The sequence below is a fragment of the Nostoc sp. JL23 genome (assembly GCF_017115065.1).
GTDB classification, from domain to species: domain Bacteria; phylum Cyanobacteriota; class Cyanobacteriia; order Cyanobacteriales; family Nostocaceae; genus Nostoc; species Nostoc punctiforme_A.
Map to the genome: position 1 here is coordinate 24,607 of NZ_JABXKN010000094.1, position 16,057 is coordinate 40,663.

Genomic DNA, 16,057 nt, shown 5'->3' on the forward strand with positions numbered 1-16,057 from the left:
ATGATGCAACTAGCTCATCAAACCTGCTGCTAGCTAAATATGTACAACATCACGGGATCAATACATCGATAATAGCAATGAAATCGTTTTCATTGCTAAAAACACATCCAAGATGCTTTTAGAATAACTACTTAGAAGGCATCTTGTTTGCTCTAAAAGTGTTCTCTATTTTGCCAAATTGATATCACTCTTGTAAGTCATAGCTCTGGGTTTTCTCTTCTTGAGAGGGACTACTGATTTCTTGGGTGGTTGGGGAGGGCGGCATTTCTCGCAATATAGAGGTCGAACACCAAAGGTTTCTCGTTGTGTGGGTTGTTCGCACTGCTTACATACGAAGTTGAAAACGCGAGTGTGAATTTCCCGCTTGTGCGCTCTAACGGTGTACTCTCGGACATCAATTGTTTTACTGGGCATTGACTGATTACTGTTGTGGACTTACTTCTTTAATATAGTTTTTCGTCTTAGTTCTACAAGATCCGTGCATCATCTGACGAAAGTAATTCTACTTAATCAAATAAATACTCTTGAATGTCATTTTGATGATGGCGGAGAATACTTATAGCTTTTACCTGGATTTGACGAATCCGCTCTCGGCTGAGGTTTAGCTGTTGGCCAATCTGAGCTAGATTGAAATGCTGATCATTCTCCAGTCCAAAGCTTAAAGTCAACACTTGACGTTGAATAGGTGTCAGTGGTGCTAAGAATTTAGCCACGTCTTGGGATAAAAGTTCTTGAGTGAGCAGTTTTTCTGGTGAAGCGCCAACGTCTGCTAAAATTTCGCCCAACTCTGTCTCTTTCTCATCTCCAACTTGTTTATTTAAAGAGATGGCTGTACGAGAGGCGGCGAGATATTCTCGAAGCTTATCTGGGCTGAGGTCTAATGATTTTGCGATTTCTTCAGCAGTGGCATGGCGACCGAGTTTTTGAAAGCTTTCTCGCTGCACTTTCTTGATTTTATTAAGTATTTCAGTCAGATGAACAGGCAATCTAATAGTGCGCGATTGTTCTGCAATTGCTCTGGTTATAGCTTGACTAATCCACCAGTAGGCGTAGGTTGATAGCTTATAGCCCCGGTTGGGATCAAACTTTTCTATACCTTTTTGTAAACCGATTGCTCCTTCTTGGATCAAATCTAGAAATTCCAAATTGCGGTTCTGGTATTTCTTGGCAACAGATACTACGAGTCGCAGGTTAGCTGTCACCATTTTCTGTTTAGCTTTTTGACCAAGGTGTAGTGCTGCTCGGACTTGTGTTTCGGTTTTTTCAACAGCATTGGCTAATTCTGTCATTGTTGGTTCCCGGTCTAGCTGTTGGATGAGTTCATTTTTAGATTGCTCAATGGCAATCATCTGTTGTACCTGCCTAGCATAAGCAATTTCTTCGTCTGGCTTCAATAAAGGATACTGACCAATTTCCTGCAAATAGATGCGAACCATATCTGAACTGAGGCTGGACATACAAACTTATGGGCTTTTTTTACCGGGGGATTTAAAAGTATAAATCAAATAATTCAATAAACTTTTTTATTTTTAACAATTCAGTCCTGCTTGAAGTAACCTCTGCTGTAACCGTGTGTAGCGCTTTTGGTCATCAGTAGAGCGCACCGCTAGAGAGATCGCTTTTTTTGCTCCAACCACGATCGCTAACTTCTTGGCACGGGTCAGCCCGGTGTAAAACAGGTTCCGGGTCAACATCATATAGTGCTGCATATAGATTGGCAGAATCACCACCGGATATTCTGAGCCTTGGCTTTTATGAATCGAAATGCTCCAGGCAAGGGCAATTTCATTAAGGTCAGCGTAATCGTAAACCACAGTCCGCTCACCATACAGTACTGTAACTTCCTGCTCGACAGTATCAATGGTGAGGATAATTCCCAAGTCGCCGTTGAAAACTTCACGGTTGTAGTCGTTGGTTAGCTGGATGATGCGATCGCTCTCGCGTAATAAATTTCCACCTCTGTTAATCTCCACCTTGTTGGGGCTGGGTGGATTAATCAACTGCTGCAAGACTGTGTTTAGGTTGCGAGTCCCGACTACTCCCCGTGTCATCGGGCAAAGCACTTGGACATCAGTGGCCCGATTGTAACCTAAGCCGGGAAGCAAGTCTGTAATCAATTCGCAGATTGCTTGCACTCCATGTTCAGGCTGATGACCGCCGCCATGCCACAAACAATCAGACACAGGATTGTCAGAGATTGGCTCGATTGTGGGATAAATTCCTCGATTAATTTGGTGAGCAGCAGAGATGATTGCGCTCTGTTGAGCTTGGCGGAACACCTGACTTAACCGCACTACTGGCACACGACCAGAATTAATCAAATCAGCGAGTATTTGACCTGGGCCCACAGATGGTAACTGGTCAATGTCACCCACCAACAACAGTAGAGCGCCAGCCAATACTGCTTTAACCAAGGAGTAAGCCAGAAATAAATCAAGCATCGAAGCTTCATCAGCGATAATTGCCGTGTGAGGCAAAGGATTTTCGCTATCGCGCTTGAAACCCCTTGAGCGGGGGTCAAATTCTAACAAGCGATGTATGGTTTTAGCTTCCAGCCCAGTCATTTCACCTAAGCGTTGAGCAGCCCGTCCAGTGGGTGCAGCCAACGCAATAGATTTACCCATTGCTTTCCACAGGCTGACAATGGTGTGAGTTGTGAAGGTCTTTCCAACGCCAGGGCCACCAGTCAAAATCATGATTTTGGAATAGGCTGCTGTTTCTACAGCTTGGCGTTGCTGTTCTGAAAGCTGAATTTTCCGGCTAGCAGTAAAGCGCTCAATCCAATCACGCACACGCTCAATGTCAGTGCCAACAGGATTTTCCAAGCGTTGGCGTATCAATTGAGCTAAATTCTGTTCCGTATGAAAGTAAGTCGGCTTATAGCAAAGTAGCCTTTTTTCTTCATCCCGCTCTCTAATCAGGTCCTCTACAAGAGCCATATCTTTAATAATGATCGCAACCCCTTCTTCTGTGGGCTGATGAGATTCGGTAGTCAGCAGTTTGATTACCGACTCAATCAGTTCGCTTTGTGGCAGGTAACAGTGACCATCTTCGGCAGCAACACTTAGGCAATGGATAATCCCCGCACGGTAACGAAATTCTGACTCAGGCGCAATTCCGATATTTTGTGCAATCTTGTCAGCAGTTAGAAAACCAATACCGTAGATGTCGGCTGCTAACTGGTAGGGATTTTTGGTAACAGTGGCGATCGCTTCATCCTTATATTGCTTGTAAATCTTCACAGCATAAGTGGTAGAAACACCATGCCCCTGGAGAAATACCATCACTTCTTTGATGGCTTTTTGAGTTGACCAGGCGTTTTTAATGAGAGTGATCCCTTTTTGGCAATACCCTGAACTTCAATCAGCCGCTCAATCTGGTTTTCGATAATGTCGAGCGTTTCTAAACCGAAGTGAGTGACGATACGCTTGGCTGTGACTGGGCCCACGCCTTTGATTAAACCACTGCCCAAATATTTCTTAATTCCGGTGAGAGTGGCTGGTTTGGTTTCTCGATAATTAACTACCTGGAACTGTGGCCCAAATTGTGGATGGTCACGCCAGAAACCAGTTAGCTGTAAAGTCTGACCTGGCTGAATATTGGCAAAGCTGCCGACAATTGTTGTCAGTTCGGTGCTACGGGGGCGGGTCAGTCTTGCCACTGTGTAACCCGATTCAGCAGAGTAAAAAGTTAAACGTTCTACGACTCCGGTGATTGTTTCGTGTTGAGGAAAGGCGTTTATTTGTTGAGGAGAAAGATTAGGAGGAGTGGACATTGCTTATGATCAGATGCCGCACATCATTATAATACTGGAATTCAGATGAATATAGTACATGAATACTATATTTTTTTGAGATTACAGTAATATTAGATGAGAAAGTCAAAAATGCTGCTTCGCTATACGATGACTATGAGCGCAAGCTATGCAAGCTACGCCTCAAAGGTTGGTAAGAGTAAAATATGTTGTAAAAAACCGTAGATTTTACTCTAATAAAGCTTCAATTTGCCCTAATAACTTCTCTAAAACTTTTGCTTTGTTAGGATCTTCCCAGACTTTAGCTTGCTTAACTCGCTGATAGGCTTCCTTCATCCGATTAGTCAGGATATTCGGCTGAGAAGACTTAGGAGGTTGAACTGATTGAATGTAACTTTTGATATCTCTAACTGAAAGATTTTCTTCAATAGTTTTCACTAGAAGTTGATGTCGCTGATCTTCGTCTTTCAATTGAGCGATAATACGGGCTTTGGTATATTCTAGTTGTCCTTGGCGCAAAATTTCTAGAACATCTTTAGGTAAATTTAGTAAAGGTAGGCGATGACTACGAAAACTGTCTGGAGTCACCCTACCTATTACTGAAAATATCTTTTCTACCATTTCCCATTGGTTACGAACAACGTTGTTCGTAGTTTCTGTTTTTTGCTTTTGGAGGTTAGCAATATGATTGAGTAGGGAAATAACTTCTCCTTCAGAGCATTCCAAGCGGATAGATAGCAGTTGCAAAATAGCTTCAGTTTCCTCAACCGGATTTAAATCTTCCCGTTGCAAATTTTCGAGGAGGGCGACTTGGAAAGCATCTTGGTCATTGAGATGGCGGATAATAACCGGAACTTGCTCCATTCCAAGAGTTTGAGCAGCACGGTAGCGACGTTCACCAGCGATCAATTCATAATTACCGGATTCTAACGGTCGGACAAGCAGTGGCTGCAAGATGCCATGTTCACGGATAGAAGCAACTAGGCTTTCCATTCCTTGAATTGAAAAATAACGCCGAGGCTGATGAGCCGCTAGGTGAATTTGAGTTATTAATAAAGATTGTTCAATAGATTCGTTTTCCGAAAGTTGAGGATTCTTGGTAACTCCTACTAAGTCCAGGAATTGTTTGGTTTTATTCGGAAATTCCATTTCATCTGCCATTGACAAGCGCCGCTTCGCCATATTACTCCTGTTCTGCCATTTCTCTGACGATTTCTTGATAAGGTTCAATCAATTTTCTTTCTGTGGTATACCGATGAATTGGTTGACGCGCCAAGTTAGACTCTGGAAACTGAACAGACTTAGGAACTGGTTCAAAAATTTTGACCCCAGGGAGTTTAGTTTTAAGAGTTTTGAGAGCATCTTGGGTCGTGAGTGTACGGTCTGCCATTGTAGGCAAGACTCCTAAAATTTGCAAATTGGGGTGAGTGTCTTCATCACGAAGACTTTCGATAGTTTCCAATAATTGTCGTAAGCCTTCCAAAGCAAAGAACTGACATTGAACGGGGATCAAGACTGCATCTGCTGCCATTAGTGCATTTAGAGTCAACATCCCTAAGCTAGGTGGACAATCAATGAGGATATGAGCAAATTCTTGCCGTAAAGGATTCAATTTCTTTCTCAGGATTCGGCTATTATCTGCCGAGGTCAAAATTTGCTTTTCTCCAGATGCTAGAGATATGTCAGCCGGAATCAGCTTGATTCCATACTCGGTGTCAATAATAGTTTCAGATGCGCTCTGTTTACGATCTGTAAGTACTTCATAGGCAGTCATCTGCCCTGGCTGAATCTTGATTCCTAGACCTGTGGTTAAATTGCCTTGGGGATCAAAGTCAACTACAAGGCAGGAGGAACTTTCTGCCAGCAATCCACTTAGTGCAATAGTAGAGGTTGTCTTGGCTACTCCTCCCTTTTGATTAGTAACTGCGATAATCATATTTTCTTAGTACTATGCGATTTTTGATGAAAAAACATATATATATTAGTTACAGAATGAACTGATTCTATGACAATTTAAGTAGACCGCAAAGATTTTCACAAGTTTTACACCAAAGTAATGAAAAACTAATGCTCCAAATTGCTTGTTGCCTAAAAAGCTAACTATACTTTCATTCTGGCGATGAGGAGCGATTTAGTGAAATAAATTGGCGCTTAAAATAAACTTATTTCCCAAAGTCCACATAAAAAGTTCTGATGAAGTCTACCGAGCGATCGCCCAAGCTACCTAAACAACAGCCAAAACCCAACGACCAAAGCCCAAAGCTTGACCTTGTTGCTTATAAACCAGTAGAGAAACAGCAGCCAACCTCTCAGCCTGGCATTACTCCCATTAATGAGCCGCCGTCAGTTGAGCAGCCAGCCCAAGCAGAGGTGATATTTCCTTTAAGGTCAAAACCGAACGCTGCTGAAAAACCGCAACATTTAGAGAAAAGTAAAGCAGAACGTACCTCTTCTGACAAGAGAAAATCCACATCACCGCAACAGCCTAAGCAACAGGGTCAATTGACAAAGAGTGATGATGAAGAGTTACCATCAGAACGCTGTCAATATATCCAGTTTTTGGATTGTAACTCCTCAGTGGGGCGTGTCATATTCGAGTATTGGCACTGCCAACAGGCAATAATTAGCGAATATACTGGAGAGCCTGTGATGGAAGAATACAAAGGCCATCCTTCACTTATTCAGGTTAAAATCCAATGTCCTAATTGTGAGAAGACAGCTATCAGATTAACAACGGGAGAAGTGATTTCGACAACAGCGATTCCTTCTCCTTGGCAGCAATGATGGCACACACCAAGATCAAGAGTGATTAGTAAAAGATATCTACGATTGATAATGCAAAAGCTGAAATTTTTACCCTCAATAATGACTGCACTAACGGCGCTCACGCTTAATAGTTGCAGCACTACTACTGCTGAACAGTATGAAGCTACAGCACTCACCAGTTACTCCTGGCAAGTCAAGTATGCGAATAACTTAACTAGTCAACCACAACCACGTATTGAAACCTTTGCGAATACTTCAGTGTTGAATCGGAATGGATTGAAACCGGCAGGAGCAGTTGTTGGGCCAGATGACCGGGGGTTATGGTGGCCTACTTTACCGCCGCGACCAAGTGTTGATGAAGTTGAACAACGCAAAAAATCTCCAGAAGAGGCAGGCAAACCTGAATTGATGAAAGATGTTCAGTACAAACTGACCTACGGAGTGGGTAATTTACAGAAGACACTACCTACTAATTATGATGTTTATCGGCAAGTAGTAAAAGCTTACCCCCAAAGAACCCCTTTGGAATTAACTTTGGGTGTGAATGATAATTCAGTTGAGAAAGTTGAACCTGTCAGCAAGTAGTAACCCACTCGTTACGTAGTCAGCAAGAAGTTAGAGATCAAAACTGAATTGCTTTTCAACAAAAAATTGACAGTTAAGTATAAATCAAAGAGTCAACGATGATCTAAATTAATTTTTGCTGCGTTGATAGAAAAGATTTCAAAAAAAATTATGGGGGCTATATGGGGGCTTTGTGTACCCCAAAGTAGTTTAGAGGCTTGAGCAAAATTTGACTCCCACATGGGGGCTTTATGGGGGCTTTATGGGGCATATTTGACTAATTAACATTTTGTACCCCACTTAGCCCCCAAGGGGTTATGATAAGCTCTTGAGATTAAGAAAAGAAGGGGAAGTTATTTTATTCTTCTTTCTCTTGCTCTTGCAGATCACTTGAACAGATAATTTTCCCAACTTAAAGTGTATTACTTGGAGCAGATGTCAAACATTCACACGTTACAAAAAATTTTTCCTGCGGGTTTCGATAACGGTTATGGAAGTCTCAAACTTTTAGTCGATGGCTTTGAAGTAGTTCGTGTCCCCAGTTATATAACCAATGCCGAGATGGAAGATGTTCCAGGGCGTGTAGTTTTCAACGGTAGTGCTTATACAGTTGGAGAGTCAGCTTACCGGACAGGGAATTATTTTGACCGCAACACCGACAATAATGAAAATAAAGTCAACAACGCATTATTGACTTTATTGGGTGCATTGGCACATCTACCACACCGTAAGGCTTGGCATTTAAAATTAGTCGTCAGCTTACATGATGTTGGTCTGGCTGACGAACTACAAAAAGTACTCAATGGAGAATATCAGCCAATACTTGCTGGCAAACAATCAGACGTGAAGATCGAAGTCCTGAAAGTTGTGCTAGAGGGGATGGGTGCATTGTTTGGGCATCAACTACCGAAAAAATTAACCATTTTAGATTTTGGCAATGGCACAACTCTGTATTCTCGTTACAACCAAGGGAAACGAGAAGTTCACACCGCCTACCCCACAGGCGTAGAAGTTCTCATCAATGATATTTCCCAAAAGATGAAGCATTTAAATGGCGGGAAAATTGGGGATGCCTCCAAAATCCGATTTTGTCTGGAAATGGGGCATACCAGGTACAGCCGTGATATCGATATCAAAGATATATACAGTGCTTGTTTGAAAGATTGGTATGAGAAATACTTGAAGAAAGTGGTGAATCTGACACTTGATGCCAAGCACCAGGGGGATGAAATCTGGGCGATAGGTGGAGGTTGCCTGTTACCAGGATTTAAGAAGCTTTTAGAGAAGAACGGGTTCAAAATACTGGACAACCCGGTAGAAGCTAACGTCTTTGGGCTTTTAGAAATGGCAAAAGCCATCAGCAGCAAGAATTCGCCTACTACATCTATTAAGTGATGACAATGACAGAAAAACTTGACTTAGCTCCGATAAAAATTCGGCTTAAAGAAAACTATCGAGAACGCATATTTGCAGAGTCCCAACAACTAGGTAAAAGTTACCTGGAGACGCTTTACTTCATTATTGATTGCTATTTTGTTTTCATTAAGGCTGGATTAGCCACACAACAAGTAGCTTTCACGCCGATTACTACTGACGAGAACAAACTTCCTTCAATGACTTCAACTCCATTTGCACAAGAGAAAGAAGAAGATTCTTCAAGCGAAACCTTCAGCCTTGACTTTGATTTATAGCCGTCAAAGGAAGTTGTTAATTACACACAAGGTTATTCCACTGTGACACGAAAAGAATTTTTCCACTTGAGTTGTCACTGAGCCGAAGATTTGTCTGTAGCATAGGATCTACTGTATTTTTAGCCCCTGACAATCGCAGAGCTTACATTATTACATTAGAACTTTTTGCAATTCTTATCATTAGCTCTACTTTTTCTAACTGATTCCACAGACTTTCCACAGCTACTTCTACTGTTTTCCACAGTTGTTTGACAAGATAATCGGCTTCTATTCATCCACTGGGGATTTTGTCATGACTGTAGCCATCAGTCTGTCTTACGGAGTTATTGTTAAGTTGCGTAAAGAAAATCTATCTTTAACCCTAGCTTTCACGTAATTATTTATTTTTTCTATATTTATGTTTAATATTTTGCAACATTGACAAACCAAGCCAGTCAGCACACAATAAATCGACTAGCCTTTGCCGTCTATTCCATCTTGAACATCGACTGTATAAAACTATTCAGTTGCTAGCACAGGTGGTTTGACAACTAAAGAATGGGGTGAGACAGGACAATTACTGCATCACCTCTAGTTTATTGTCCCTATTGATTTGCTTTTTCGGAAGCTTTGATCGCATGAACTCAACCCAAAACATCTTGACTAATCTTCCTGAAACATTACATCAGTCTTTAAACAGCTATCTAGAACAGCATCCTGATTGGGATGAACATCGCCTTATTACCGCAGCTATCTCACTGTTTCTGTTGCAAAATGCTGATGGAGATCGCCGTGTTTCCCAGGTTTATCTAGAAGCTCTGTTTCGCCGCGGCTAATTTACAACAGTTTACCTGAATCTGCTACTCTCTGAAAGTCATACTAAACAAAAGCTCAATTAAACGATACTCTCAAAAAGATTTATTGATTCTGAAATAATTGGCGTGGTTGGCGGTTCTGAAGCACTAAAGACAATCAATAATATTCGTACTTTAAGAGCGCAAGGTCGTGAAGCGAGTTTGACAACACTTGAAGACATACTAAATAAGTTGGAGATTGTAGTAAACGAACGTCGAGAATAGAACTGGAGGGCGAATGAAAACTGTAGAACAATTAAAAACTCGTATTCAAGAACTTGGTAAACAAGCTGCACAGTTCAGTCAGCAAGCAGTTGAAACTAGTAAACACAATCGAGGACAAAGTAAAATTTTAATGCAGCGAGCCAAAGAAGCTAGTAAACGTTGCCAATTATTGATACAAGAGCTAAAAAGACAAAATACTTAGTAGACATATCGACTCACCAGCTTTACAGGAAAACAGACATCCATGTGGGCGGGGATGTCGGGAAAAGGGAATTAGACGATATCTAGGTAAAAGCTCACATAGCAAAGCATCCAGCCAAAATGAACCCCTAAGTGCGATCGCACCTTTCTTCGGCTGCACAGCCGAAAATGACTGTAACCCTTGCATAGTGGGGTTATTGGACTGGTTTAGCACTGATTGATGGTTGTTTTGCTTTTGTGCAGATTTTCGCCAATAACTGATACCCCCTGAAGCCTTACCCAGCAGGGGTTAAGCTTGCATTAGGTATAGTAATTTACCTATAAAAGAATGCAAGAACACCTGCAAGGGAAGAAGAGGATAGTGCAATCGCGTTTCAAGCTATATTCTTTTGCCGTTAACCTGACTCGCTACCCGGATTTCTCAGTAGTGACATTGAGCAAGTCAAAACGTAAAGTCTTGTAAAGATAACTCACTTTCGCATAAAAGTTGTTTAATAAAGCTAAAGATAAAGTTAGCAAACTTTTGGAGTGCCAAATCAATCAAAGGAGCTTTGATAAGATAATTGGGTTGATTTAATTCAATGCAGTTGGCTTGCAAAACATTGCTAGGAAGCCCATTCTACAGGATTACTACGCTGGAAAAAAAAAGCTAGTCACACGGTGGATTTATTGGGGAGTGCTATGTCAGGATTAACTCAAAATTGGCGGTGTTGGTGTAGTAGTTTGTTGGTGGGAGGTGTGTTAATTGCTTCTTTGCAAGAGCATGTCTTTGCCCAAATTACCCCGGATAACACCTTACCTAATAATTCCATCGTTACACCAGATGGCAGCTCCCTCAATATCACTGGAGGTACGCAAGCAGGAAGTAATTTGTTTCACAGTTTTGGGGAGTTCTCTGTTCCGAATGGCGGCACTGCTTTCTTCAATAATGCTACAGATATTCAAAATATCATCAGTAGAGTAACTGGTGGTTCAGCTTCTAATATTGATGGTTTGATTCGTGCTAATGGTGCTGCCAACCTGTTTCTGATTAATCCGTCGGGGATTATTTTTGGTCAAAATTCTCAATTAAATATTGGTGGTTCTTTTGTTGGGACTACAGCTAATGCACTGCAATTTGGAAATCGAGGATTTTTTAGCGCTACTGAGAAAAATATCCCTTCACCATTGTTGACTATTAATCCTTCAGCATTGCTGTTTAATCAGATTAATCAAAACGCAACTATTGAAAATAGCTCAGTTACATTTGCAGGAACAGATCCAGCAGGCTTCAATGCATTTGGTTTACGAGTAGGAGATGGTAAAAGTTTGCTGCTAATGGGCGGTAATGTCAGCATAGATGGCGGCAAGTTAAATGCTTATGGTGGGAGAGTTGAATTAGGGGGGTTAGCAGCAGCAGGAACAGTTGGACTAAATATGGATGGTAATAATCTAAGTCTGAGTTTTCCCGAGGGAGTAGAGCGAACAGATGTGTCTGTTACTAACGCAGCTAGATTAGATGTCGCTGCTGGAGATGGCGGCAACATTGCCATCTACGGGCGAAATCTAAATATTGGTGGAATGAGCGAGCTTGTGGGAGGAATACGACCATCTTTAGGATCTGTGGATAGTCAGGCAGGAGATATTACACTCAACGTAACGGGAGCAATCAAAGTTGATGCAAGTTCAATATGGGATTCAGTATATAATGCATCTGGTAACAGTGGTAGTATTCGTATTAATGCTGAGTCACTTTTTCTTAGCAATGGTAGTTATCTAGAGAGCGGCACTTTTGGCAAGGGGAATGCTGGCAGCGTATTTGTGCAGGCATCAGGTTCTGTCTCTTTGGTGAATAGTTACATCTACAGCACTGTAGAAACAGGAGCAGTCGGAGCGGGTGGCGACATCAATATCACTGCCGGGTCGCTGTCTTTGACCAATGGCGCTCAACTGCTAACCTTAGTTCGGGGAACTTCTGATCCCCCTGCTGGGCGTGGCGATGCTGGCAATGTGAATATTGATGTCCGTGATGCTGTCACTATTGATGGTGTGAATAACGGACGTGTTAGTGCAGTTTACACCTCTGTGGACAACGGAGCGATAGGCAATGCGGGTGACATCAATATCACTGCCGGGTCGCTGTCTTTAACCAATGGCGCTAAACTGGATGCCAGTATATATGGAGAGGGGAATGCTGGCAGCGTATTTGTGCAGGCGTCTGACTCGGTTTCACTCACAAATAGCAACATTCTCAGCGCTGTAGGAACTGCAGCAGAAGGCTTGGGTGGCGACATCAACATTAAAACTAAAACACTTTCCTTAACTGATGGCAACCTAATTGCTAGTACCCTTGGACGGGGGAATGCAGGTAACATATTTGTGCAAGCCTCTGACTCGGTTTCTCTCATCAATAGCATCATTGGCAGCCCTGTACAAAATGAAGCGGTCGGCAATGGTGGTGATATTAATATTACTACTGGGGCGCTTTCTCTAAGTGATGGCGCTAACCTGTTTGCCAGCACATCTGGGCAGGGGAATGCCGGTAACATATTTGTGCAAGCTTCGGGTAGAGTCTCTCTTGCAAACAATAGCTTTATCGGCAGCAGTGTAGCAAAAGAAGTAGTCGGCAGCAATGGTGGCGACATCAATATCATCGCTGGGTCACTCTCCTTAACTAATGGCGCTTCCCTGTCTGCCAGCACATATGGACAGGGGAATGGCGGTAGTATTTTTGTGCAAGCATCGGACTCGGTTTCTCTCACAAATAGCAACATGCTCAACAGTGTAGCTAGTGGAGCAGTCGGCAATAGTGGCAATATCAATATTAAAGCTAAGACATTTTCCTTAACTGATGGAGCTGCTCTAGTTACCAGCATCCTTGGAAAAGGGAATGCAGGCAGCGTATTTGTACAGGCATCAGGTAGAGTCTCCCTTGCAAGTGGCACTTACATCTCTAGCAATGTTGTAGGAGTAGGAACGGGGGGTGACATCAATATCACCGCCGACTCCCTTTCCTTAATTGATGGCGCTGCTCTACTTACTGCCACTCCTGGACAGGGGAATGCAGGAAATGTGACGATTAAAGCTGATGGTGCAGTTTCCTTTGATGGTGTGCGGGTAATAGATGGCTTTCCTAGAGGTAGCGGGGCTTACAGCGGGGTGATAAAAGTAGCAATTCCAGGAAGTGTGGGCATTGGCAATGGTGGCGACATCAATATCACCGCAGGTTCATTTTCTCTAACCAATGGCGCTCAATTGAATACCCTGACTGGTGGACAGGGGAATGCAGGAAACGTAACTATTAAAGCTGATAGTGCAGTTTTATTGGACGGTGTGGGGGAAATAAGTGGTATCCCTGTCCCTGTACCAAGTAGCATTTACAGCGGTGTGGGAGGGTTCTCAGCTAGCCAGTTCGAGGCTTTGGGATTTTTGGGATTGGTAACAGATCAAGGAATTTTGGGCAATGGCAAGGGTGGCAATATCAATATTACTGCTGGTTCACTCTCCTTGACCAATGGTGCTCAACTGGAAACTAGTACTAGTGGACAGGGAAATGCTGGTAGCGTATTTGTCCAAACTAAAGATTCGGTTTCTCTAGCAGGCAGTGGCACTGGTATCCTCAGTAATGTATTTCCTGAAGCGGTAGGCAAAGGTGGCGAGATCGATATTACTGCTGGCTCACTCTTTTTGAACAATGGCGCTGCACTAATTTCGAGTACTAGTGGACAGGGGAATGCTGGTAACGTATTTGTGCAAACTAAAGATTCGGTTTCTCTGGCAGGTAGTGGCACTAATATCTTCAGTGCTGTAAACCGTGGAGGAGTCGGCAAAGGTGGTGATATCGACATCTCATCCCGGTCTTTTTCTGTAACGGGTGGCGCTGAACTAGCAGCTGGCACTCAAGGACGGGGAAATGCAGGAAATATTTTGGTCAATGCAACAGATTCTGTTGAACTCTCTGGAGTTGCTTCGTTCCCAGTCCTTGAAGATGGTCGTCCAGGCGGATTCTCTAGTGGGTTGTTTTCGACCACCAACAAAGGAGCCAGTGGACATGGTGGTGAACTGGGCGTTACTACTGGTATCTTACGTGTATCAGATGGGGCGGTTTTGAGCGCCCGCAGCCAAAGCGGCTCCAAGGGTGGTAATATCACTGTTAATGCTAATGTGCTTGAAGTAACAAATGGTGGGCAATTTCTTACCACTGCCTTCAACAGCGGCGATGCAGGTAACATCGCCGTCAAAGTTAAAGACCGGATCACTATTTCAGGCAGTGATTCCACCTTCAGCGATCGCTTTAACTCTGTTGCTAAAGTTTTTCGTGAGGAACAAGCCAAGGCTACAATTGATCCTGTTCGCCCAGAAGCAGGGTTGTTTGCCAACACGGCGATTGGCTCTAGTGGAAATGGTGGTAGTATCTTCATTGACCCGATGCGGTTAGCGATCGCAGATGGTGGGGGTATCGCCGTAGATAGCCAAGGAACCGGGAAGAGTGGCAACTTACAGGTACAAGCAGGCTCTCTTACCCTCGACAATAAAGCTTTCCTCTCGGCAATAGCAAACAGCAGTCAAGGTGGAGATATTGCGCTAACGGTGCAGGATCTGCTACTACTCCGTCGCAACAGTCAAATCTCCACCACTGCCGGGAATCGCGAATTCGGTGGCAATGGCGGCAACATCACCATCAATACCCCTTTCATTGTCGCCGTCCCCAAAGAAAATAGCGATATCAGCGCTAACGCCTTCACAGGGATTGGTGGTAGAGTTGACATTACAACAAACGGTATTTTTGGTATTCTGCCGCAAAAACGCCCAACCGAAAAGAGCGACATTACAGCGAGTTCGGAATTTGGAGTGAGTGGCGAAGTAACTATCAACAGTCCTGATACTGACCCCAGTCGCGGCTTAATTCAACTACCCTTCAACCTCGTGGATGCATCCCAACAAATCGCTCAAGGTTGCACTCCTAGAAGAGGACAAAACGCCAGCCGCTTTATCGCTACAGGACGCGGTGGATTACCCCAAAGTCCTAATGAACCGTTGCGAGGACGAGCAGTGATTACTAGTTGGGTAGATTTGCCCGCACAAGCAACAGCCATCACGGATAAATCATCTACTGCATCTATGACCAAATCTGATGATCAGATTGTGGAGGCTCAAGGATGGATCGTTGATGGTAACGGTAATATTATGCTTGTAGCTCAATCTCCTCAAAGTTTGTTTATTCCCTCTGCCATGTCTTGTAGTCAATAATTCGTTACTCCAGAAATCAGGGGAGGAATTACGATCAAACTCAAGAGCGATCAAAACAATCAGATGAAGGTGTAGCGTGTCTAGGTCGCTCCGTTGCGCTGCGATCGCACCACTACCGCCGCCGTTATGCAATGCAGTTGCTAGTCAAATATGAAATGATAATGTGAAATTTAATAACTGAAGTCTTGAAATATGAAAAGATAGTCAGATAAGGAAAGCGCTGAATCAGCAGCGCAGTTAGGAAATCGGTAGGTTTATACAATAATGTTAGTATGCTGGTACTAACTGTATAGACTGATCAAAAAGTGAGGTTAATAGCGATTTTTCTATCGCTATTAACTAAACTTTATGACCCTTGTATTTGCGTAGCTTGCCGCCAAAGGCATCGCCCAATGTCTAACACCCAATGCTCAATGCTCAAAAAATAGATTGGAGGTTTTGGGGTTTTGATGGTCACGTCTGGTAGTCACGATGATTGTATTCGCTCAATAACCGCCGCAAGTCTTCAATCACTGGAATTGACCTAGTAGCGAGCTTCCCTTTAGTGTTGGACTTTCTAATGACAAACTGCCGTCTAACGTTGCCTTTGGGTATGTAAATGTCTTAAGTTTGTAGCCGTACAGCATTCGCGGATTCTACAGGCATTAAACAGACAGACACTGAACAAAGGGCGATCCCACAAAGAAATGCAAAAAGAATCTAATTTGTAGCCACTCGACAAAAGTGGCTATTTTTTCGATTTGACTATCCTACTTTCAACCCCAAACAAATCTTTGTAAACTTCATGATCTCGA

At 43.0% G+C, this 16,057-nt stretch carries 12 protein-coding genes and 1 pseudogene; 8 read left to right on the forward strand and 5 right to left on the reverse strand.

Annotated features, from left to right (window positions below; translation table 11 throughout):
- Positions 1 to 165 precede the first annotated feature (165 nt).
- The 5 genes and pseudogenes from HWQ42_RS19300 to HWQ42_RS19320 form a co-directional block, all read right to left on the reverse strand.
- Entirely contained in the window at positions 166 to 414 is a 249-nt protein-coding gene (locus tag HWQ42_RS19300) for a hypothetical protein (RefSeq protein ID WP_190882096.1), read from the reverse strand.
- A 92-nt stretch (positions 415 to 506) separates the two neighbouring features.
- On the reverse strand, positions 507 to 1,457 hold the full coding sequence (locus HWQ42_RS19305; RefSeq protein WP_292815075.1) for an RpoD/SigA family RNA polymerase sigma factor: 951 nt from the start codon (positions 1,455 to 1,457) through the stop codon (positions 507 to 509).
- Positions 1,458 to 1,529: 72 nt separating this feature from the next.
- Positions 1,530 to 3,775: pseudogene (locus tag HWQ42_RS19310) on the reverse strand (ATP-dependent RecD-like DNA helicase).
- Between the two features lie 207 nt (positions 3,776 to 3,982).
- Positions 3,983 to 4,936 carry a ParB/RepB/Spo0J family partition protein gene (locus tag HWQ42_RS19315; RefSeq protein WP_292815078.1) on the reverse strand — a complete coding sequence of 318 codons (954 nt, stop codon included), beginning with the start codon at positions 4,934 to 4,936 and terminating at the stop codon, positions 3,983 to 3,985.
- Position 4,937: 1 nt separating this feature from the next.
- On the reverse strand, positions 4,938 to 5,690 hold the full coding sequence (locus HWQ42_RS19320) for an AAA family ATPase (protein ID WP_292815081.1): 753 nt from the start codon (positions 5,688 to 5,690) through the stop codon (positions 4,938 to 4,940).
- Between the two features lie 257 nt (positions 5,691 to 5,947).
- On the opposite strand from HWQ42_RS19320, the gene HWQ42_RS19325 reads away from it, so the two are divergent.
- From HWQ42_RS19325 to HWQ42_RS19360, 8 genes are all read left to right on the forward strand, one after another.
- Positions 5,948 to 6,538 (forward strand): hypothetical protein, encoded by a 591-nt coding sequence (locus HWQ42_RS19325; RefSeq protein ID WP_292815084.1) that lies wholly within the window; start codon positions 5,948 to 5,950, stop codon positions 6,536 to 6,538.
- 81 nt (positions 6,539 to 6,619) lie between these two features.
- A complete protein-coding gene (locus HWQ42_RS19330) occupies positions 6,620 to 7,105 on the forward strand; it encodes a hypothetical protein (protein ID WP_292815086.1) in 486 nt (161 codons plus the stop codon).
- 414 nt (positions 7,106 to 7,519) lie between these two features.
- Positions 7,520 to 8,479, forward strand: a complete 960-nt coding sequence (locus HWQ42_RS19335; RefSeq protein WP_292815089.1) for a ParM/StbA family protein — start codon at positions 7,520 to 7,522, stop codon at positions 8,477 to 8,479.
- A 5-nt stretch (positions 8,480 to 8,484) separates the two neighbouring features.
- Positions 8,485 to 8,775, forward strand: a complete 291-nt coding sequence (locus tag HWQ42_RS19340) for a hypothetical protein (protein WP_292815091.1) — start codon at positions 8,485 to 8,487, stop codon at positions 8,773 to 8,775.
- A 617-nt stretch (positions 8,776 to 9,392) separates the two neighbouring features.
- Positions 9,393 to 9,590 (forward strand): DUF2811 domain-containing protein, encoded by a 198-nt coding sequence (locus HWQ42_RS19345; protein WP_069074080.1) that lies wholly within the window; start codon positions 9,393 to 9,395, stop codon positions 9,588 to 9,590.
- 105 nt (positions 9,591 to 9,695) lie between these two features.
- Positions 9,696 to 9,833, forward strand: coding sequence for a hypothetical protein (locus HWQ42_RS19350; protein WP_367119064.1), 138 nt, complete (start codon positions 9,696 to 9,698; stop codon positions 9,831 to 9,833).
- Between the two features lie 13 nt (positions 9,834 to 9,846).
- Positions 9,847 to 10,035, forward strand: a complete 189-nt coding sequence (locus HWQ42_RS19355) for a hypothetical protein (RefSeq protein WP_292815093.1) — start codon at positions 9,847 to 9,849, stop codon at positions 10,033 to 10,035.
- 680 nt (positions 10,036 to 10,715) lie between these two features.
- A complete protein-coding gene (locus HWQ42_RS19360; protein ID WP_292815095.1) occupies positions 10,716 to 15,263 on the forward strand; it encodes a filamentous hemagglutinin N-terminal domain-containing protein in 4,548 nt (1,515 codons plus the stop codon).
- Positions 15,264 to 16,057 lie beyond the last annotated feature (794 nt).